The 19,881-nt window shown below is 59.6% G+C and carries 17 protein-coding genes and 3 pseudogenes; 6 read left to right on the top strand and 14 right to left on the bottom strand.

Going from position 1 to position 19,881, the window contains the following annotated elements; translation table 11 throughout:
* Positions 1–164 precede the first annotated feature (164 nt).
* The 4 genes and pseudogenes from BN1800_RS22990 to BN1800_RS42660 form a co-directional block, all read left to right on the top strand.
* Positions 165–1,238 carry an efflux RND transporter periplasmic adaptor subunit gene (locus tag BN1800_RS22990; protein ID WP_027511280.1) on the top strand — a complete coding sequence of 358 codons (1,074 nt, stop codon included), beginning with the start codon at positions 165–167 and terminating at the stop codon, positions 1,236–1,238.
* Entirely contained in the window at positions 1,238–4,384 is a 3,147-nt protein-coding gene (locus BN1800_RS22995; RefSeq protein WP_087001342.1) for an efflux RND transporter permease subunit, read from the top strand. Before BN1800_RS22990 ends, BN1800_RS22995 begins: the two co-directional genes overlap by 1 nt.
* A gap of 213 nt (positions 4,385–4,597) precedes the next feature.
* On the top strand, positions 4,598–5,734 hold the full coding sequence (locus tag BN1800_RS23000; RefSeq protein WP_051336663.1) for a patatin-like phospholipase family protein: 1,137 nt from the start codon (positions 4,598–4,600) through the stop codon (positions 5,732–5,734).
* Between the two features lie 264 nt (positions 5,735–5,998).
* Positions 5,999–6,231: pseudogene (locus tag BN1800_RS42660) on the top strand (IS66 family transposase); the annotation flags it as partial.
* A 163-nt stretch (positions 6,232–6,394) separates the two neighbouring features.
* On the opposite strand, the gene BN1800_RS23010 reads toward BN1800_RS42660, so the two are convergent.
* The 11 genes from BN1800_RS23010 to BN1800_RS23060 form a co-directional block, all read right to left on the bottom strand.
* A complete protein-coding gene (locus BN1800_RS23010; RefSeq protein WP_027511283.1) occupies positions 6,395–7,471 on the bottom strand; it encodes a GlxA family transcriptional regulator in 1,077 nt (358 codons plus the stop codon).
* Positions 7,472–7,491: 20 nt separating this feature from the next.
* Positions 7,492–7,794 carry a hypothetical protein gene (locus BN1800_RS23015; protein ID WP_027511284.1) on the bottom strand — a complete coding sequence of 101 codons (303 nt, stop codon included), beginning with the start codon at positions 7,792–7,794 and terminating at the stop codon, positions 7,492–7,494.
* Positions 7,791–8,516, bottom strand: a complete 726-nt coding sequence (locus BN1800_RS23020; protein ID WP_027511285.1) for a CbtA family protein — start codon at positions 8,514–8,516, stop codon at positions 7,791–7,793. The genes BN1800_RS23015 and BN1800_RS23020 overlap by 4 nt, the downstream gene beginning before the upstream one ends.
* A 12-nt stretch (positions 8,517–8,528) precedes the next feature.
* Positions 8,529–8,717, bottom strand: a complete 189-nt coding sequence (locus tag BN1800_RS23025; protein ID WP_027511286.1) for a CbtB domain-containing protein — start codon at positions 8,715–8,717, stop codon at positions 8,529–8,531.
* Between the two features lie 59 nt (positions 8,718–8,776).
* Positions 8,777–9,103, bottom strand: a complete 327-nt coding sequence (locus BN1800_RS23030; RefSeq protein ID WP_027511287.1) for a nitrile hydratase accessory protein — start codon at positions 9,101–9,103, stop codon at positions 8,777–8,779.
* A gap of 11 nt (positions 9,104–9,114) precedes the next feature.
* The gene (gene nthA, locus BN1800_RS23035) at positions 9,115–9,732 is read right to left on the bottom strand and encodes a nitrile hydratase subunit alpha (protein WP_027511288.1); all 618 of its coding nucleotides are present in this window, start codon (positions 9,730–9,732) and stop codon (positions 9,115–9,117) included.
* 27 nt (positions 9,733–9,759) lie between these two features.
* Positions 9,760–10,503: a nitrile hydratase subunit beta gene (nthB, locus tag BN1800_RS23040; RefSeq protein ID WP_027511289.1), complete on the bottom strand. Its 744-nt coding sequence runs from the start codon at positions 10,501–10,503 to the stop codon at positions 9,760–9,762.
* Positions 10,504–10,529: 26 nt separating this feature from the next.
* A complete protein-coding gene (locus tag BN1800_RS23045; RefSeq protein WP_027511290.1) occupies positions 10,530–11,030 on the bottom strand; it encodes a DUF1097 domain-containing protein in 501 nt (166 codons plus the stop codon).
* Positions 11,031–11,076: 46 nt separating this feature from the next.
* Positions 11,077–12,051: a CobW family GTP-binding protein gene (locus tag BN1800_RS23050; protein ID WP_027511291.1), complete on the bottom strand. Its 975-nt coding sequence runs from the start codon at positions 12,049–12,051 to the stop codon at positions 11,077–11,079.
* Between the two features lie 667 nt (positions 12,052–12,718).
* The gene (locus tag BN1800_RS23055; protein ID WP_027511292.1) at positions 12,719–14,341 is read right to left on the bottom strand and encodes an MFS transporter; all 1,623 of its coding nucleotides are present in this window, start codon (positions 14,339–14,341) and stop codon (positions 12,719–12,721) included.
* Between the two features lie 13 nt (positions 14,342–14,354).
* Entirely contained in the window at positions 14,355–15,185 is an 831-nt protein-coding gene (locus BN1800_RS23060; protein WP_027511293.1) for an alpha/beta fold hydrolase, read from the bottom strand.
* A 260-nt stretch (positions 15,186–15,445) separates the two neighbouring features.
* Here BN1800_RS23060 and BN1800_RS42665 point away from each other — a divergent pair.
* Positions 15,446–15,604, top strand: a pseudogene (locus tag BN1800_RS42665) (sigma-54 interaction domain-containing protein); the annotation flags it as partial.
* Positions 15,605–15,802: 198 nt separating this feature from the next.
* Entirely contained in the window at positions 15,803–16,798 is a 996-nt protein-coding gene (locus BN1800_RS23065) for a sigma-54 interaction domain-containing protein (protein WP_244564608.1), read from the top strand.
* Between the two features lie 8 nt (positions 16,799–16,806).
* On the opposite strand, the pseudogene BN1800_RS42670 reads toward BN1800_RS23065, so the two are convergent.
* From BN1800_RS42670 to BN1800_RS23080, 3 genes and pseudogenes are all read right to left on the bottom strand, one after another.
* Positions 16,807–16,929, bottom strand: a pseudogene (locus BN1800_RS42670) (sugar ABC transporter ATP-binding protein); the annotation flags it as partial.
* 270 nt (positions 16,930–17,199) lie between these two features.
* The gene (locus BN1800_RS23075) at positions 17,200–18,822 is read right to left on the bottom strand and encodes a GMC family oxidoreductase (protein WP_027511295.1); all 1,623 of its coding nucleotides are present in this window, start codon (positions 18,820–18,822) and stop codon (positions 17,200–17,202) included.
* Positions 18,823–18,983: 161 nt separating this feature from the next.
* The gene (locus tag BN1800_RS23080) at positions 18,984–19,880 is read right to left on the bottom strand and encodes a dihydrodipicolinate synthase family protein (RefSeq protein ID WP_027511296.1); all 897 of its coding nucleotides are present in this window, start codon (positions 19,878–19,880) and stop codon (positions 18,984–18,986) included.
* Position 19,881 lies beyond the last annotated feature (1 nt).

A 19,881-nucleotide genomic window follows, 5' to 3' on the forward strand; every position in this document is an offset into this window, starting at 1 on the left:
ACTTAACACTAACTTGACCGCACTTAACGTTCGCCCCGTTACTTATCCTGCCATGACATCACCGCGAGCCAGGATCGGGTGCCTCCACATGAGCTGCAACCCTTCATCGAGTCGGCGCAGATCGGGAAAAGGCACCAACGCCTTTGACCACAAGGAGTGGATCGTTGAGAAAACCGCCTGGAGTATTCGCTACCGCTCTTGTTGCGGCAACGCTCCTGCTTCCCCTCCGCAGCGCCATGACGGATCAGTCCGCGGCACCTGCCCTTACCGTCTCCCTCGTGGCACCGGCTCAGCGAGACTGGCCGGAGACCGTTCCCGCAAGCGGCTGGCTGAAGCCCTGGCAGGAAGCCATTATTGCTTCCGAGACGAGCGGCCTGCGCGTAACCGAAATCCTGGCTGAGGTCGGCTCCGTTGTTAAGAAGGGGCAGATACTCGTCCGGCTGTCGCAGGACAGCGTGCTGGCCGACCTTCGCAAGCAGGAGGCGGCCGTCGTGACCGCTCAGGCAAACCTGACAAAGGCGAAGGCCAATGCGGATCGGGCTCGGCAGCTTCGCTCTTCCGGCGCCCTCTCGGATGAGAAGATTATCGAATATTTCGCCGACGAACAGACGGCAACGGCAAGTCTTGCGTCCGAAGAGGCGGCACTCGACAGCCAGAAGATCAAGCTCGACCAGACAACCGTCACGGCCGTCGATGACGGCCTGATAACCTCGCGATCAGCCGAACTCGGCGCCGTCGTCTCATCCGGCACCGAGCTGTTTCGTCTGGTCCGCCAGCAGCGGGTCGAATGGCAGGCCGAGGTTTCGGCTCGTTACCTTTCACGCATCTCGGAAGGATTGAGCGTCGACATCGACGGGCCGGACGGACGTCTCCTTCAGGGCAAGGTAAGGCTCGTCGGACCTTCGATCAACACCAATACAAGCCGGGCGATTGTCTATGTGGCGCTTCCCCAGGATGTTCAGCCGCGCACCGGTCTTTACGTCACCGGCACCATCGAACTGACAACCACGCCGGCGCTGACGGTTCCGGAGACGGCGATCGTTTTCCGTGACGGGATAAACTATGTCTTCACGGCCGGCGAGGACAAGCGGGTAAGACGGGTGCGGGTCGAGACCGGCCGCCGCATCGACGGCGAAGTCGAGATCGTGTCCGGCATAGACTTCTCGGCGAGAGTGGTGACGTCGGGCGGAGCTTTTCTGTCGGACAACGATCTCGTGAAGATTGCGGGAGAAGGTTGATGAATTTTTCCGAATTTTCGATCCGCAATCCCGTACCGGCAATACTGCTTTTTGCGATGCTTGCCGGCGGCGGCTTGCTGGCCTTCCAGCATCTGCCGGTTCAGAACTTCCCGGATATGGACCTCCCGACCATCAAAGTTGCCGCGACGCTCGACGGTGCTGCGCCGGCGCAGCTCGAAACCGAGGTCGCCCGCACGATCGAGGACAATCTTGCCTCGTTGAGTTATCTCGACCACGTCACCACCACGATCACCGACGGCACGGTGTCGATCAGCGTGTCCTTCAAACTGGAGAAAGACAGCGAAACCGCCCTGAACGAGGTCCGCAACGCCGTGGACAGCGCAAAGGCCGATCTGCCGGCGCAGATGCAAACGCCAAGCGTCACCAAAGTCACCGTGCAGAATTCGGCGCTGGTCACCTATGCCATCCAATCTGCCGTCCTCAATGAAACCGAGCTTTCCTGGTTCATCGACAACGATCTGACCAAGGCGCTCCTGTCGGTACCGGGCGTCGGACAGGTCAATCGCATCGGCGGTGTCGACCGCGAAGTTCACGTCGACCTCGATCCGACGACGATGGCCGCATTCGGCGTGACGGCGACCACTGTGTCGGCGCAATTGAAGTCGGTTCAGGCTGATACTTCAGGTGGCCTTGGGGAGATTGGCGGCACCCGTCAGACGTTGCGCACGCTCGGCGCCGTAGCATCGGTCGATGCTCTGAAGGCGCTTAGAATTCCCCTGGCCAACGGGGAGCAGGTTCGCCTCGACGACGTCGCATCCGTCACGGACAGCTTCGCGGAGCGTTCTTCGATGGCCTATCTCGACGGCAAACCGGTGGTCGCGGTCGAGATCAAACGCTCGAACGGGTTTTCGGACAGCGGTGTCGCGGCCGATGTCGACACGGCAATGAAACGGTTCGCAGCCACGCACTCCAATGTGCAGATCGAGGAAGCGTACAGCACGGTCGGGCCGATCGTCGATAACTATAATGGTTCGATGCACATGCTGTACGAAGGGGCCGTCCTGGCGATCGTCGTCGTCTGGCTCTTCCTTCGGGACTGGCGTGCGACGATCCTGTCCGCCGTGGCGCTGCCGCTGTCGGTCATACCGACCTTCCTTGTCATGTATCTGGCCGGCTTCGGCCTGAATATCGTCACGTTGCTGGCGCTTTCGCTGGTGGTCGGCATCCTTGTCGACGACGCCATCGTCGAGGTCGAGAACATCGCCCGTCACTTGCAGATGGGCAAGCGACCGGTCGACGCCGCTCTCGAAGCCGCCAACGAGATCGGGCTCGCCGTTATCGCAACCACTTTCACGCTCGTCGCCGTCTTCCTGCCGACGGCCTTCATGAGTGGCATTCCGGGACTTCTGTTCCGCCAGTTCGGGGTTACTGCCGCCGTTGCGGTCCTTGCCTCGCTCGTCGTCGCACGCCTGCTGACGCCGATGATGGCCGCCTATTTCATGAAGGCCCATCCCACCGAGGAAAAAGACGGCCTGCTCATGCGCACATATCTCGTAATCGTGAAGGCGGCCATGAGCCACAGGAAGATGACGGTGGCCGTGACTGCCATCGTCGTCGGACTTTCGCTTGCCACCATCCCATTCCTGAAATCCGGCTTCCTGCCCGCTTCCGACGACGCGCGAGCTCAGATCACGCTCACCATGCAGCCAGGCGCCACGATCGAGCAGACGGACGCCACCACCACGAAGGCCGCCAATATCGTCGGCAAGCTCCAGGACGTCACGCATGTCTTTTCCGCGGTCGGTTCAGCATCCTCGGGCGGCGGCCCCGACTCCAGCACCACGAGCAGCGTCGGATCCGCCACTATTGTTGCCGTGCTGTCACCCATCGGCGAGCGCGATCGCAAGCAGTCGGAGATCGAAAACGACATCCGGCAGGCTCTCGCGGTCCTTCCCGGCGTGCGGGTCGCGGTCGGCAGCGGCAACGGTACGAAGCTGGAGATCACCCTTGCCAGTGATGATGCCAATGCGCTTGACAGCGCAAGCACTGCGCTCGAAGAGCAGCTCCGCACACTGCAGGGGATCGGCGCGGTGACATCGACCGCAGCCAGGCAGGCGCCGGAGATCCAGATCACGCCCGACTTCGCGCGCGCCGCAGCGCTCGGAGTGACCTCGAGCGCCATCGCCGAAGCGGTGCGCGTGGCGACGAATGGGGAATATTCCGCCGATCTGCCAAAGCTCAACCTGCCGCAGCGTCAGGTTCCGATCGTCGTTCGCTTCAGCCCCGAGACACGCACGAAGCTCGACGACATCAAGAACATGCGAGTGTCTGGAACGAACGGCAATGTCGATCTCGGATCGATCGCCGATATCCGGATCGGCGGCAGTCCGTCGGAGATCGACCGCATCGACCGAATGCGCAATGTCACCCTTTCCGTCGAACTCAACGGCCGCATCCTGGGCGACGTCAACGGTGAGGCGCAGGCCCTGCCGGCGCTCCAGCGCCTGCCGCCAGGGGTCATCCTTGTCGAACAAGGCGAACTTCAGCGCAGTTCGGAGTTGTTCCAGAGCTTTGGCCTTGCAATGGCGATCGGCGTCTTCTGCATCTATGCGGTTCTCGTCTTGCTCTTCCACGACTTCCTGCAGCCGCTCACCCTTCTGATGGCCCTGCCGCTCTCGCTCGGCGGCGCGCTCGTCCCGCTGGTGGTGACCGGAACCAGCTTCTCGATGGCGGCCGTCATCGGGCTGCTCATGCTCATGGGAGTGGTCACCAAGAATTCCATCCTTCTCATCGAATATGCGATCATGTCGCGCCGCCAGGGCATGTCGCGGTTCGATGCCCTCGTGGACGCCTGCCACAAGCGCGCCCGGCCGATCGTCATGACCACGATCGCCATGGCAGCCGGCATGCTTCCCGTCGCTCTCAGCCTGACGGGTGGCGATTCGAGTTTCCGCCGGCCGATGGCGATCGTGGTGATCGGGGGGGTGATGATGTCGACGCTGCTCAGCCTCATCGTCATCCCTGTCATCTTCACCTTCGTCGACGACCTGCAGGAGGCGCTCAAGCGCCTCGTGCGCGGGCGCGGGCCGGATCAGGAAACCGCTAACGACGAACCGCATGCATGCAACGATCACGCAGCGATCGCATTGAAGCCCGAGCTTTCGAAGCGAGGGCGTGTTCAGTGACGAACCCTTTTCTCCGCAAGCGACTGGCAAGATGACCCAGGTGAAGGCGATGCTTGTTGATTTCCGTGGCAACCTCTTCGGTCGCGTTCCCTCCCCCGGGAACGGGGCCGCGGGACGTAGACCCCCGCAGGCGGCCCTGGGCCGCCTGCGCGTCCTGCCACCTGTTGGGAGGCGGCCCGGTGATGGAACGGCGTGCCCTTGAAGAGGGGCCTCATGCGAGCACTTATCGCGCTTATTCCGATCGCCTTCATCTTGTCCGCATGCACGCAGACGCTGGATAGAGCCGTTAGCGCAAAGGAGGCGGAAAATGCTTCGGTCGCTGGGTATGGCGAGATTCGCTCCTATCTCGACGTCCGCCCCGACGAAGCTCCACGAAATACTCTCGACTGGGCGCCGGCGACCAAGCGGAATAGACTCGACGCTCTGATGATCTCGGGCGGCGGCGCGGGTGGCGCCTTCAGCGTCGGCGTTCTCTCAGCGTGGAGCGCCAAGAAGTCTCGCCCGCAATTCGATGTCGTCACCGGCGTCAGTACCGGTGCCCTGATTGCACCTTTTGCATTTCTAGGATCAGCTTATGACGACACCCTGATACATCTTTACACAAGCGGCATCGCCGAAGACCTTGTCCGAAGCAAACGAGCCGGCGGATTGTTTGGGCAAAGCTTGCTGAGAGCCGATCCATTGAGACGGATGATCGAACGCTCGATTACTCCCGCGATATTGCAACAGGTTGCAGCCGAACATCGCAAAGGCCGCCGTCTCCTTATCCTAACTACCAATCTGGACACCCAGCGTGCCGTCGTGTGGAACATGGGCGTCATCGCAAACAGCGGCCGGCCTGACGCGTTGAGACTGTTTCAGGACGTCATGGTGGCCTCTTCAAGCATACCAGGAGTCTATCCGGCGGTCATGATTGAGGTCGAGTCGCAAGGGCGCCATTTCAAGGAAATGCACTCAGATGGAGGGTCCGCGTCTCCGGTCCTCACGATTCCACAATTTCTGCTGACAAGTAGCACCCGTCTGGCAGCCAAAAGGCAAAGCGTCGATTTTTATGTGATTACCAACAACGCACTCATGCCGGAATATGTTATCACGCCGGACAAAACGCTGTCTGTGATCACAAGGGCATACTCGATCTTCGTCAAATCGCAGACACAGAGCGCGCTGACGGCCCTCTACAACTACTCCAAACTAACAAACGCACGTTTCCATCTCGCCTCGATCGACGTTCAAGTGCCCTATTCCATGCGCGATCCATTCAACACCAACTACATGCGCGCCGTTTTTAATCTCGGATATGCCGAGCTCTCCGCCGGAACTCTGTGGAGGAATAGACCGGTATTTCGGTGATAGCCGACTACGATCGGCCCCTATCCTGCACTCGAGGCGAGAACTTCGCACGACTCGCTGATCACCCGATCGCATGATGCCTCGCACAGGAAAATCGTAATCTTGATCTGACGGTTCTTTGGGTGCAACGAGGGTCATGGTAGCGCTATTCAGCTCACTGGTCTTGCCATACGCCCTCATGCTGATGACGCCGGGACCAAACTTATGATGTCCTTTGCATTGCTATGAGACCGTCATGGCATCGTGTGATCAGTGTAGCAAACACGGCCACGCAAGCGCTTCGCACCCCATCTTGAGCGCTTCGAGGCCGTTATCGAGCCGGAGGATCTGCCGGAGCATGCGGGCAGGCAGAAGATCCTGATTGAAGAAAATGTCTCTGAACGTCTGGATGTCATGCGGCGAAGTTCCGTGGCATCGTCATGCGCTGACTGAAGTATGCCTTCAAAAACGGAGACGGCGTCATCCAGGGCGGCTCCGGCACACATCATCTAAGGATCTAAGGCGGCATTCCAACCGAAGCGGTTTTGACCAAGATCGCAATTGACACTCGCGGCAGCATCGCCTGGGGCAGTTGCTGCGAGACAGTGTGATGGGACGACCATGGCGACGCTGGGGAACTCCGCGGAAGATCCTGCTGTTACTCGATGCCACGAGTCGAACTCAGACCGCTCGCGCTCCTTGCGCAGCGAGCGCGCCCGGGTGGGAGGTAGCTAACGCGATCTCCATCGCGAGAGCGCTCCCCGAGCGCCCTTGAGCGTCGCTGATCGGCGCGGCCAGCGATGGCTTCGACGACGTCTGGAAACGGCTCCTATAGTCGTTCGGACTTACGCCGATGGTCTTGGTGAAGACCCTGCGCATGGCATTCACGTCTGCGAAGCCGCAAGTGGTCGCGATCCTCAGAAGCGGCTGCGTGGTGTCCTGCAGCAGTCGTCTCGCGGCGTCCGTGCGGGCGGCTGCAACGAATTCCGCCGGTGTATAGCCAAGTTCCTTACGGAAGACCCGAGCGAAGTTCCGTGTGCTCATCCCGACCTCGTGGGCAAGACTCTCCACGTCGAGGTGGCCGTTCAAATTCGACAAGACGTATTCCTGCGCCTTCTGGATCAGCGTCGTTTCCGACATCTGGCCGACGAGATACGCACTGAACTGCGACTGCCCACCAGGTCTTTTCATGAACATGACCATATAGCGAGCGACGATCATCGCGGTGTCCTTGCCGTGGTCTTCCTCGACAAGCGACAATGCGAGATCGATACCTGCCGTGACACCGGCAGCCGTTATCAGAGATCCGTCGCGCACGTAGATGGCGTCGGCATCCAGATCGATATCGGGATATTCAGCGCTGAATTTCGCGGCGCATTCCCAATGCGTGGTGATCCTTTTTCCATCGAGAAGACCTGCGGCTGCGAGCAGGAACACTCCGGTGCAGATCGATCCGAACCGTCGGGCCGTCGGTACGCGACGCTGGAGCCAGGCGATGACAGCGGGGTCGATTTCGAAGAAGGCCGGGTCACCTGCTACGAGCAGCGTGTCGATATCCTCGTCCTCGTCAAAGATTGTCCGATCGGCCATGAACCGCAACTGGCCCGTTCCCGCCACGGAAGGGGCGCCAGTCGACATTATTTGGATATCGTAAGCGTCCATGTCTCCCAATCGTCTTGCCGCCTCCCAGAAGACCTCGGCAGGACCAACGATGTCGAGTGACTGCACGCCGGGTGGCGCGAGGATGACGATCCGCATGGCTTTAATCTCCTGGTTTGTCATTCGCCAAATTGGTCATGCAAGATCGCTGCCAGTCCCAGCACTGTCAGGCTGTTTCGGATCTGCCTGCTGTTGAGGTGGAAGTTGGATGCCTCATGCACATCTCCATTATCGATCTTCGCCTTGGCTGCCGCCTCAAACGCTGCGGCGTTTTGTTCGTAGAACTCGATACAGTCGTGTTGCATTGGGGGGTTCCGTAACATTGCGCGGAATGCTCTGCGATGAACGATGCAGTTGCCACCGTTTTCGGCGGCGAATTGCAGCGCATCGAGGTCCTCCCGCCAGATCATGCCGTTGCTCACGCCGCGCATTCGAAGCGGTTGAAGAGTGTCCCGCTCAACGACCCCAGGATCGCCCAGAACACGAGGCTGGTCATGACCGCCGCGGCACCGAATTGATGCCGGAGAGCTTCTGGCGTCAGCGCATGCAGTCCTTCCGGGGGCGCGGGCGCGCCGATCAGATGAGGCGCGGCGATCACCGCGATCGCAACCACGGCTGCCCATGGCTTTCGCTGGAACGCGATCAGTCCGATGCCTGCGGCAGTCGCCAGGGCGGTTCCGATCCACCAGAACTGCCGGTCCCCAAGCGGAGCGGAGGGCGTCCCTGGCAGCTCGGGCGGCAGGCCCAACATGGGAGCGATCATGACACATGCGAATCCTGCCAATCCCCAAAGCAGGCCTTCGCGCCACGTCACGGGTTTTCCGCGCATCGCGATAAGGCCGCACAGCACCAGCGCATATCCAATCGCGGTCAACACGTCGGCCGCCACCGTGAATGCTATTCGTTCAAACCCATCTGCGGGTTCCCAGCCGCCTTCTTCGTGATCGTGACCAGCTTCGTGGACGTGGGCATCCGCCATGGGAGTGACAGTGATCGCCCCGGACTCGGCTTCGCCCGCCTTTTCGTAGACCTCCGCCTTGGCGATCAACTGGCTTGTACCGGCAAACTGAACCGCGCTTACGGACACGCCGACGATGACGCCGGTAAGGGCGGCGGTGAAAACGATAGAGCGAAACAAAGACATTGCGCTGACCCCTCAGTGGCAAGGAAACGCATTGGCATGGCGGGTGTCATGCGCTGCGTTGTGAACGATCTCGATATGGGAAAACCCTACGAAGCCGACGATGATCATGCCAAAGCACACGGCCATCGCCGCCTGAAGAATTCTGGTTGCGGAGTTCGCCACGATGGGCGTCGAGATGGTTGATGATGCGGATACTGACATCTTTTGTACCTTTCGAGACGGGCGGCGTGCCCTTTGCGAAGTTTCTGTTGCTGATTTGATCAGGCCGCGAGCGCGGCCCGGATCTCTTCCAGATCGATGATGCCAGCCTTGACGACCGCCTTCTCGAGCGCCGCTAGGAACTGGTCGTAGTAGTTCCAGGTCGAACGATCGACAGGATGCGCATCCTCCCAGTCCTTGATCGTCCAGATGAGTTCGTCGCGGAAATCATCCCATTCAAAAAAGCCGTTCTTGGCGAGCGCCAGGGCCATTCCGAACGAGGACCGCTCCCACTCCGAACCGAAGCAGAGAGAGCCGTTGGCGCGAGGAGGATTGTCGGTCTTCCCCATCATCTCGGTGATTGCGAAGTGTTCGAACTGGGTCAGCATCATCGACGACCTCAAGCGGCCTTGGCGATGGCGACGCCCATCATTGCTTCGGGAGTGACGAGCGCCTCGAGTTCGGCCTCGGTCATTCCTTCCGTGCCAACAGGACGTTCAGGAACGACGAACCAGCGGATCTGCGCACTGGAATCCCAGACCTTGATTTCGATGGCCTCGGGGACTGGAAGTCCGAACTCGTTCAGAACGGCGCGCGGTTCGCGGGCGGCGCGGCTGCGGAAGGTCGGATCCTTGTACCAGTAGGGAGGCAGCCCCAGGACTGGCCAGGGATAGCAGGAGCAAAGCGTGCATATGATAAGGTTGTGCACATTCGGCGAGTTCGCGACTGCGCGCATATGCTCGCCCTCGGCGCCTGCCATGCCCTCGGGCAGGTTGAGTTCGGCGATCGCCGCCGGCGTGTCTGCCACGAGTCGGTCTTTGAAGGACGGGTCAACCCAGGCTCGGGCGACGATCTTTGCACCGTTAAAGGGTCCCATCTTTGTTTCGAAGAAGTCGAGGACCGTGTCGACGGTCTTGTCCGTGATAATGCCCTTTTTGATCAGCAGGGCTTCGAGAGCCTTGACCCGCGCGGCACTGTAGGCTTCGCGATCCTCGCGATATTGAAAGCGGTCGATCATGTGAGTGTGCTCCTATCGGATGGCGGGTCAGGCCGCCTGTTTGGCAGATGCTGCCGCGGGCGCTTCGAGGTAATGCGCGTAAAGATCGGCGTAGAGACTGAAGTTCTTCTCGGCGTTGCCGGGCCAGAGGTCTTCCGGTTCGAAGCGAATGCAGTAGACAGGCATAGCAGCGCCGATTCCATCAGTCCCGGTATCGCAGAGGTACACGTAGGCTCCGTCGTAGACTGTCTCGACGGTGCCGTTCTTGTTGCGGAGAAAGCCCGGAAGTCTGGTGTGCTCGATGGAGGGGACGTTCTTGATCGAAACGAAGTCGCCGACTGCGAAATCAAAGGACACATTGGTGTCGCGCTTCGGGCTGTCGCCTTCGACGAGATACTGCACGACTCGATCGTCGATGGCCGCGTCGCCGGCGGCCGGAACCGATTTCGACGGATCGTTATAGTATTCTTCCGTCAACGCATCGAGTTCTTTCGCGGTGATATATCCGTTGTATATGAAGTAGCCGGAAATGCCGCCAAGCCATTTTTCGTAATAGCGGAATTTGAAGTAGTCGAACGGGTTCAGGGATTCCGCACCCTTTCGAAGGTCCGCCCACGTCCAAACGGTCGTGAATGTGGACGACGTCCGTGGAAGTGGCAGTTGCGAAGAAAGCGCCATCATCGCCGTATGGATGCCGAAGATGCGGGTTTCCCAGGTCTCGACGAAGACGCGGGTTTCGGTACTCACGGGGCCAAGACCCTCAAGACCGCCTAGATAGTGTTGCAGTTTCATGACGTCGTCCTTTCTGCGTTGCGGAGTTAGGCGGTGACCGGCTTCTTGGCCGCCAGAAGATTGGTGCCCATTTCGGAGAGCAACCCGAACACGACGCCAAGCAGCATGGCTGCCATGGCAACAAGTGTTGGATGATTGATGCCGGAGGTCACAACGGTGGTGTTGGTGGCGGCCGTCGTGCCAACGAAGGAGGCGAAGCCAAAGACGATCGCTGGCGTAAAGTTCAGGATCGGAATTGAGGAAGCAAACACCATTGCCGACGTGCCGAGACCGACCAAGATGGCAGCGAAGATTGGATGGGCGAGACCGAACTGGATGATCAGGAGCGTCATTGTGGCAATGATGATGCCCGTCCAGTTCGAAATGATGCTCTTGATCAGTCCGCGTTGGCCGCCGCCGCAGGCGAAAAAGGAAGCCCAGGCGATGAACGTCACCCAGACGGGAACGGGGAATACCGTCGCGGTAATATATGTGTCGATCGCGCCCAGGATGCCAAGGCTGATCATTGCAGCAACGAGAGGGGGCATGTTCTGTCTCCTTAATGGACAAACGGTATTTGCGGAAATAAAGGCGTCAGGAAGCGAGCGCATGCCGCTTGGCGAGGCAGCTTCTGAAGCCCTCGCGCAAGCCGCCTTCGTCGAGATTGCGGCCGATAAAGACCATTTCGCTGAGGCGAGCTTCTGAGGGCTGCCAGATCTTGCCGGGACGTCCTTCCAGGGTCATGTGGACGCCATGGAGGACGTATCGCCGCGCCTCGCCGGCGAAGTTCAACACGCCCTTCATGCGGAAAAGATCGGTACCGATCTCCTGGACAAGTCGGGTTAGCCAACCGTTAAGCGCGGCCGGGTCGAGAGCTTCGTAGTCGCGGATTGCAACGCAGCCGATCGTCTGGTCGTGCTCGTGGTCATGTTCGTCCAGAATGTTTGGATCGATCGCCAGAATGTTCTTGAGATCGAAGGCGCCGATTCCCAGGATGTCGGCCAGCTCCACGTCGCAGGAACTTGTGCGGATGATCCGGGCCAGCGGGTTGCGCTTCGTAAGGTCGCGTTCGATTTCGATCAAACGATATTCGTCTTCAAGATCGATCTTGTTGAGCAAGAGGACGTCGGCGAAACTGATCTGCTCGACCGCCTCCTCCTGCGAAAGCTGGCGCGATATGTGACGGGCGTCGACGACCGTCACGATCGCATCGAGCTCCAGCCTTGCCGATAGAACCTCGTCGAGAATAAACGACTGAATGACCGGAGCGGGGTCGGCGAGCCCCGACGTCTCGATGATGAACCGATCGATCGGTCGTCCAGATGCGAGCAGGCTGCGGATGGCGGCGATCAGATCGTCACGGACCGTGCAGCAAATGCAACCATTGTTTAGCTCGACGATTTCGTCCTTTGTCTGAACGACGAGCTGTCCATCTATACCGACCTCACCATACTCGTTGACGATAACGGCGATATGCTCGCTGCTTCCCGAACTCAGGATCCGGTTCAGCAGGGTTGTCTTTCCCGCACCCAGAAACCCCGTCAGGATCGTCGTTTTCAACTTCGACATTGTCGCTTACTCCGTGCTGGCATAACTTCGCCGTCCCGCGCAAGGCGGGCCAGATCCGAGCCAGTTCTCGATTTACAGATGCTATTGTAGGCGAGCCGCTACGCTTGCTTGAGCGGCATTAAGGGGTAAAACCAGCCGGTTGCGCAATAGTGCCGAGGTGGGCATTTCCGGCCAAAATGATAGCAGAATCCGCCAAAATTTCGCACTCTGTAGCGGCTGCTGCTTAAATAAGCAGCATGCTTAAAAAACAGATAGTCTATGATTTTTTCTTAGCCGTCTTCTAAAACGCCCGGCGTGCACGCTCGCAACGCGTGGCGTCATTGGGGGTTGGTTCGGCGGATGAGCTTGGTGTTCGGAAGCATGACTTTCAATGCGTCGTTCAAATTTTTCGCCGATACCAATATCGCCCTCTGCCGGCAATCCATCCTAAGATCTACCTCTTCGAGCAGAGAGGTGAACGACGATCATTGCTGGATCTGCGAACTCACAAGTCGTGGCTGCGCCACAACAACGAGGTGTCCATGGTTTCCATGGTTCGCCTGACCCGCGCTGTGACCGAAGAGACCGGGCAAGCGCCCGGACTCTTCGATGCGGTTTTTAAGGGAGTTGGACGAGGAGCTGTATCCGCAGCCGTCCCCTGTGTGCGGCGTGTCTCCGGTTCTGAGCTTTATGTGTTCAGATCGCGCCCGCGCGTCTCTGGCAGAAGAAGCGCACCGATCACCGCCGTCAAACCGGCAAAGGCGACCGTGTACCAGAGGCCGCCGAAGATGTTTCCTGTCGTAAGCACTACTGCCGTTGCCACGAAAGGCGCAAATCCGCCGATCCATCCATTGCCGAGTTGCAGGGCAACCGAAACACCGCTGTAGCGTATGCGAACGGGAAAGAGTTCGACCAGAAGAGCCCCGAGTGGTCCATAGACCATTGTCGCCAGGAAAACCAAGGCAAAGAGGACCAGGACAACCATCGGACCATTCGGCTGGACCGGGGCCTTTGCCGCCGGCATCCCCACTTGCGTCAGGGCGTCAACGAGCTCGCCCTCATTCAGGGATTTCCCCTTACCGCCATTGATCTGGATTCGGAGAGGCTCGCCGTCAATCTTCACAATGTAGGGAACGGCACGCCCAGTCAGCGACGCCTTCATTTTTTGGCATTCCGTCGTTGCCTGCGGTCGGAAAAGTTGTCCGATAAAGGACTGATCGTGGTCGCAGTCATTGCCCGCCAGCACCACGGATGTTTTGGCGCGGAACTCCGTCAGCGCAGGATTGCCATAGGTCGCGAGCGCTTGGAAAAGTGGCATGATCAGCAGGGCCGATAAGGCACATCCCGTCACGACGATCCACTTGCGTCCGATCCTGTCGGAAAGCCAGCCGAAGAATAGGAAGAACGGCGTGCCGAGTGTGAGCGCCACGAGAAGGTAGAAGTTCGCCTGATCATGAGTCATCTTGAGGATGGTGGTCATGAAATACAGGCTGTAGAAATGGCCCGTGTACCAAATGACCGCCTGCCCCGCGACGACGCCGAAGATCGCCACCAGCACGAGGCGCAGGTTTCTGCCGTCACCGAACGTCTCGGCGATCGGGTTCTTCGAACCTTTTCCTTGCGCCTTCATTTCCTGAAAGACCGGCGACTCATGCAGCTTGAGGCGGATGTAGAGCGACAAAACCAAAAGCAGGATCGAACCGATGAAGGGTATGCGCCATCCCCAACTGGCAAAATCCTCAGCCGATAGCAGGGACCGGCAAAGAACGATCACAATGAGCGACAGGAACAGGCCAAGCGTTGCGGTGATCTGGATCCAGCTTGTCGTGAGACCCCGCCGATTGAGGTCAGAATGCTCCGCAACATAGGTCACCGCGCCCCCAAACTCGCCGCCGACAGCCAAGCCCTGCAGCAGGCGCAGCCCCACCAGCAAAGCAGGCGCCGCCCAGCCGATGGACTCGTAAGTCGGCAACAGACCGATGGCGGCCGTGGCAAGCCCCATGACCAGCATGGTCACGAGGAAGGTTTTCTTCCGGCCGACAAGGTCACCGAGCCTGCCAAAGACGATTGCGCCAAAGGGTCGAAGGACGAAGCCCGCGCCGAAGGTCGCCAAGGCCGCGAGCAACGCCGCCGTTTCGTTGCCCTTCGGGAAGAACAGCGTACTGAAGAAGGCGGCAAGGGAGCCGTAGATAAAGAAGTCGTACCATTCGAAAACGGTCCCGAGCGCGGCCGCAAATACGGTCCGTTTCGTGTTGCGGTCCAGATCGCGCGCTTGTGATGTGACCCGTGAAGTCACCTCTTGAACAGACATGTGAGCCTCCCAGTCAAACGGCTTGACGCGAGAGGCCTGCGCCACTCGACCGAAAAGAACGAGGATCGCAGTCCCCGAGAAAGCTCTCGAGGACATGGTTGAAGGCCTGAGGCTGCTCGAGCATCGGGAAATGACCCGCGTCCGCAATAACCTCAAGGCGGCCTTCCGGAATCCCCTCTGCGAGGATAACGGATTCGCCAGGTGGCGTGATGATGTCCTCATTCCCGACCACGACCAGCGTGGGGACGCCGATATCGCGAAGATTGGCCCGGCTGTCCGAGGCATTGAGCGAGGCAATCGCCTCCCGCGCCACGAAGGCCGGCGTCTGCGCGACCTCTTGTCTGGCAAATTCGACGAGTTCGCGGCTTGCCGAACTGCCGAACGACCGGTCGATGACATTCTGGCTTGCCTGGACAACGCCGAGGTCATCAATTGCCATGAGCACATTGTCGACGTTGACATCCTCTCCAAGTCCGTGGGGTGTGGCCCCGACCAGGACGAGCGCGCGGACACGCTCGGGGTGGGAAAGGGTGAAGCTCTGCACCACGGTTCCGCCCATCGAGAGACCGACGAGAATGGCCTCGTCGATTTCGAGTGCGCGATAGACCGCCAGGATGTCATTCGCGAAGGCCGGGATCGTGTAGCTGCGTCCGTCTGGTCGTGGCGATACACCGTGTCCTGGAAGATTGATGCGGATGACCCTGTAACGGGACGAGAACGCCTCAACTTGCTCCCGCCAAAATTCGGCGGTGGTCGTGAACCCGTGCACGAACACGAGCGGCGAACCTGCGCCCGACAGCTGGACAACCGTATCGCCAATCATCATGGTTTCGATATGCATCATTTCTGCTCCCCTTTCCGGTTTTACACCGGGAGCATCGCAAGGGTCGGGCCAGTTCGCGGCGTTCGAGGAGAACATTGATTAATGCGCTGGAAACATGCGTAAATTTCGAGGGGGCTTGGCCCCTCAGAAGGCGTTTATACGTCAGCCTCCAGCGCCACACTGTCACCTAAGGGAGACATAATTTGTCTCGCTTTAGAGACGATCAGCCGCTAGTGTACCGGTGACGCAATTCATCGGGGTTCCAACCAAGGCAGGCTTAGATGACGCTTCCGGAGTGGTTCTCGGGTTCATCGGAAGAAGCTGGGTTTCTTCGGCTTGTGCTCGATCATGTCTCGGACTGCCTCGTCGCGGTCGATACTGCCGGAACAATCGTCCTGATCAATGAGCCCTACTGCCGGCTGCTCGGAGGGGAGGCCGATGACTTCCTTGGGCGCCACATAACCGATGTGGTTGGGCCGCAGACTAAGCTTCATTTCGTTGCACGCGGGATCGGCACCCATGTCGGCTATCCGCTCGAGGTGCGGGGCCACAAATTGGTGACGAAGCAAGTGCCGGTGCACCGGGACGGCAAGATCATCGGCGCCGTCGGCCTTGCCCTCTTTTCCGACTACGATGCCTTGAAGAAGACCTACAGCCGCATATCGAAGGCGGAACTCGCCATTCCGCATAATCCCAGATCCTGGCAATCGAAGTTCAGCCTGAATGACATCATCGGCACGGGCGAGTTGATGGATTCCTATCGTGACGCCATCAAGGTGGCCGCTGCCTACGAGCTGCCCGTGATGATTTGTGGCGAGACCGGCGCGGGCAAGGAACTGGCCGCGCATGCGCTTCATGCACTGTCGGACAGGTGTGCCGGGCCGTTTGTGTGGGTCAACTGCGCGTCCATTCCCAGCGAGCTCATTGAAGCCGAACTCTTCGGTTACGAAGGTGGTGCTTTCACCGGCGCGCGCAGCCAGGGCAAACCAGGCAAGTTCGAGCTTGCCACAGGCGGCATGCTCTTCCTTGACGAGATCGGCGACATGCCGCTTGCGCTTCAGGGCAGTCTGCTGCGCGTTCTCCAGATGAACGAAATCGTGCGCGTCGGCGGCACCAATCCGGTCAGCATCGACTTGTGCATAGTCTGCGCGACCAATAAACCTCTTCTTGACCTGGTGAGAGCGGGCCGCTTTCGTGAGGACCTTTATCACCGGCTGAATGTGCTGTCGATAAACGTCCCTCCCCTGCGAGAAAGAGAAGACATTCCATATCTTGCCGAGCGCTTGCTTGCGCGCATCGCAGGCCGGCTTGGAAAGCCCACGCCAAACTTGACGGCCCAAGATCGCAAACTACTGCTCGGATACGCCTGGCCGGGGAACGTGCGCGAGCTGGAAAACGGGCTGACGCGGATGCTCATCACCGGCAAGCTTTCCATTTCTGTTACGGAACCTTCCTCAAACCCGGCTCAGCCAGCCCCAACGACGTCTCTCAAACAGAGAATACAATCCCAAACGGACGCGGAGATTCGTACCGCTCTCAAACAAACGCAAGGCAACAAAAGCCGCGCGGCCGAATTGCTCGGCATCAGCCGTGCACACCTCTATCGCCTTCTCAAGGAGCAAGGCGCCGAATAGCGTTGCTTCTGATCGTGCGTTACACAAACAGTGACGATTTTCAGCCTCTGGTGCAGGGCCTTAATCTCGGCCCGCATCTGCACCCCGGCGTCGAGATTGGATGACGGCTCGTCGAACAGAAAGACTCGGGGGCGCCCACGATCACGACCGCTGTCTTGAAAGAATGCTGAGGGACCACCGTCAGAGCGCCATAGCGCTTGGTGATATTGCGGATGCCCTTCTCCGAGCGATGGCACCAACCATGCCTGTCACGTCACGGAGCCCATGGTCAGGCCTTGCATCAAGTAGCCCCGCAGTTTGAAGGCGAAGACGATGACCAGCCCCAGAAGGTTAATACGGGTATTTGCTGATCGTGACACATACGAGCCCGCACAGTAACACACGGAAGCGGTGGCTGTGGATCAGGCGAGATCCTCTTCCACGATCATGGCTGCTCCCTTCGCGGCGATCATGGCCGTCGGAGTGTTCGTATTCCCGGACGTGATTGTAGGCATGATCGATGCGTCGATCACACGAAGCCGATCGACCCCATGGAATCGAAGGCGATCGTCCACCACGGCCATCGGATCGCTCGCCAATCCCATTTTTGCCGTTCCGACCGGATGGAAGATCGTCGTGCCGATGTCGCCGGCGGCCTTTGCGAGAGATGCCTCATCGTCGCCCACCGCGCGACCGGGAAGATATTCCTCGGGACGGTAGGGCCGTAGGGTCGGCTGAGCCATGAGCTTGCGGGTGACGCGGATCGCGTCGGCCGCCACCTGCCGGTCTTCGTCTGTGGAGAGGTAGTTGGGTCTGATCTCCGGTGCTTCGAAAACCGCACTCGATTTCAGTCGAACAGTTCCGCGAGACGTCGGTCGCAAATTGCATGCCGCCACAGTGATGGCCGGGAACCGGTGCAGGGGTTCGCCGAATTTTTCCAAGGACAGCGGCTGAACGTGGAACTGGATATTGGCACGCTCCTGCCTGGCGTCCGAGCGGGTGAATATCCCCAGCTGCGATGGTGCCATCGTGAGAGGTCCGCGGCGGCGCAGCGCATAATCGGCTCCCATCCACGCGCGATAAGCCAGCGAGTAATAACTTTCGTTGAGCGTCCGGATACCGTGAACTCTATAGATCGCCCGTTGCTGGAGGTGGTCTTGGAGGTTTCGCCCGACCCCTTGTCTGTCGAGGCGAACGTCGATGCCAAGCGGCGCGAGCCACTCGCCGGGGCCCACTCCGGAACGGTGCAGGATTTGCGTCGACCCGATCGATCCGGACGAAAGGATGACCTCGCCACTGGCCCGCACTTGCAAGACTTCGCCTCCGCGCGAGAATTCGACGCCGACCGCCCGACCGTTCTCGATGACCAGACGTTCGACGGTGACATGGGTTTCGAGGCGCAGGTTCGGGCGTGACAGCGCAGGTTTGAGGAACCCGCGAGCCGACGACCAGCGACGTCCACATTTCTGGTTGACGTGAAAGTAGCCGGTCCCCTCGTTGTCGCCTGTGTTGAAGTCGGGGACGCTTCGAATGCCCATATCGGCGGCCGCGCTGGCGACCGCGTCCAAAACCTTCCAGGAAATGCGGGGAGCCTCGATCCGCCATCCGCCGCCGGCCCCATGATGTTCAGTTTCTCCGAGGAAATGGTCTTCGAAGCGCCTGAAAACCGGCAGGACGTCGTCCCATCCCCAACCGTTCAGTCCCAACTGCCGCCAATGATCGTAGTCTGCGGCCTGACCACGTATCGATATCATGGCGTTGATCGCGGACGAACCACCTATCACCTTTCCGCGCGGATAGGCTAAAGCTCGGCCGTTGAGGCCCGGCTCCGCTTCGGTTTTGAACAGCCAGTCGGCGCGGGGGTTGCCGATCGCGAACAAGTATCCGACAGGAATATGAAACCAGATCCAGTTGTCCCGGCCGCCGGCCTCCAATAGTAGCACGCGCTTTCGGCGATCCTCCGAAAGCCGGTTGGCGACGATACAGCCGGCTGTCCCAGCACCCACGACGATATAGTCGTATTCGCCCTCGAGCACTTTCATCATAATTGTCCTCGCTCGCCGTCACTTCATTGCTGAAGGGGAGCCAATCGATGGCTCGCACCGTTCAGGCGAGTGTGCCTGGCGTCTGTCCTGCTTGTTTGTTCGATGGCCGCCCGAAGAGGCGGGGTGGATGATAGGATCAGGCGTCTGATGAGGTTCGCCCGTCAGCGAAGGCCAGAAGGAAGGCCGGCGAGCGCAGCCTCGACTTTCGCTCTTGCCGACGGCGCGAGAGGCAGGATCGGCCGAGGTGGCTTTGCGTGTATAGCGTGATTGAGCTCGGCTATCGTATAGACCACCCGCAGGCTTGAGAACTCTTTGAACAGCGACCAGACCGGCTCAAGCGTCGCGTTAAGTCGTCGGGCCTCATCAGCGTCATTTCGTTGCGCCGCACGAACCATCGAGAGGCAGGTGTGCGGAAATAGGCCCCCCAGGACGCTGTACCAGGTCGATGCGCCGGCGATCAGGCCCTCTACGGAATTCCAATCGCCGCTATAGCCGAGCGAGAAGCCGTCGCGAACTGCCGCCCTTAGCTCAGCGTGATGCGATTTGATCCCGGCGGGCTCGGGCGCCGGGCTTTTGACGGCCACAATGCGCTCGATCCTGCTCAGACGACCGATAAGCCCGGACGTGAACTTAAAATGGGTGGTGCCTGGGTTGTCGTATATGCAGAGGGGCAGTCCACTCTCACGTGCGACAGTGGAGAAATGCTCGAACACCTCGTCGTCGGTCAGTGGTGTGTAGGAGACGGGTGCGAGAAGGCCGGCCGATGCGCCTGCTGACCGTGCGTCCTGAGCCAACCGCACCGCGTCGTCCGTTCTGAGCGCGCCGATGCCGGCGATGATCGGTACAGGTCCCGACATATCTGCTGCAGTTTCGATGGCACGACAGCGCTCTTCACGCGACAGATACATATAGGTGCCGGTGCTGCCCAGAAGCCCGATGGAGTCAACTCGGGCATCCAGGAGCGGGCTGAGCACTTGACGAAGAGCACCCAGATCTACGCTGCCGTCGACGTTGGCCGGAGTAATTGGAAAAGCAGAGAGACCGTCTGGATATTTCATT

The sequence above is a fragment of the Rhizobium sullae genome (genome assembly GCF_900169785.1).
GTDB classification, from domain to species: domain Bacteria; phylum Pseudomonadota; class Alphaproteobacteria; order Rhizobiales; family Rhizobiaceae; genus Rhizobium; species Rhizobium sullae.

What these genes read in the sequence shown, in the direction of transcription:
- BN1800_RS23045 (WP_027511290.1), bottom strand. Translation starts at nt 11,030, where the DNA reads ATGCCCCCTCTCGTTGCTGCAATGATCAGCCTTGGCATCCTGGGCGCG.
- BN1800_RS23080 (WP_027511296.1), bottom strand. Translation starts at nt 19,880, where the DNA reads ATGAAATATCCAGACGGTCTCTCTGCTTTTCCAATTACTCCGGCCAAC.
- nthA (WP_027511288.1), bottom strand. Translation starts at nt 9,732, where the DNA reads ATGATCGACCGCTTTCAATATCGCGAGGATCGCGAAGCCTACAGTGCC.
- BN1800_RS23050 (WP_027511291.1), bottom strand. Translation starts at nt 12,051, where the DNA reads ATGTCGAAGTTGAAAACGACGATCCTGACGGGGTTTCTGGGTGCGGGA.
- BN1800_RS23030 (WP_027511287.1), bottom strand. Translation starts at nt 9,103, where the DNA reads ATGCTGACCCAGTTCGAACACTTCGCAATCACCGAGATGATGGGGAAG.
- BN1800_RS23075 (WP_027511295.1), bottom strand. Translation starts at nt 18,822, where the DNA reads ATGATGAAAGTGCTCGAGGGCGAATACGACTATATCGTCGTGGGTGCT.
- BN1800_RS23025 (WP_027511286.1), bottom strand. Translation starts at nt 8,717, where the DNA reads ATGTCAGTATCCGCATCATCAACCATCTCGACGCCCATCGTGGCGAAC.
- BN1800_RS23060 (WP_027511293.1), bottom strand. Translation starts at nt 15,185, where the DNA reads ATGATGCATATCGAAACCATGATGATTGGCGATACGGTTGTCCAGCTG.
- BN1800_RS23055 (WP_027511292.1), bottom strand. Translation starts at nt 14,341, where the DNA reads ATGTCTGTTCAAGAGGTGACTTCACGGGTCACATCACAAGCGCGCGAT.
- nthB (WP_027511289.1), bottom strand. Translation starts at nt 10,503, where the DNA reads ATGAAACTGCAACACTATCTAGGCGGTCTTGAGGGTCTTGGCCCCGTG.
- BN1800_RS23010 (WP_027511283.1), bottom strand. Translation starts at nt 7,471, where the DNA reads ATGCGGATCGTCATCCTCGCGCCACCCGGCGTGCAGTCACTCGACATC.
- BN1800_RS22995 (WP_087001342.1), top strand. Translation starts at nt 1,238, where the DNA reads ATGAATTTTTCCGAATTTTCGATCCGCAATCCCGTACCGGCAATACTG.
- BN1800_RS23020 (WP_027511285.1), bottom strand. Translation starts at nt 8,516, where the DNA reads ATGTCTTTGTTTCGCTCTATCGTTTTCACCGCCGCCCTTACCGGCGTC.
- BN1800_RS23000 (WP_051336663.1), top strand. Translation starts at nt 4,598, where the DNA reads ATGCGAGCACTTATCGCGCTTATTCCGATCGCCTTCATCTTGTCCGCA.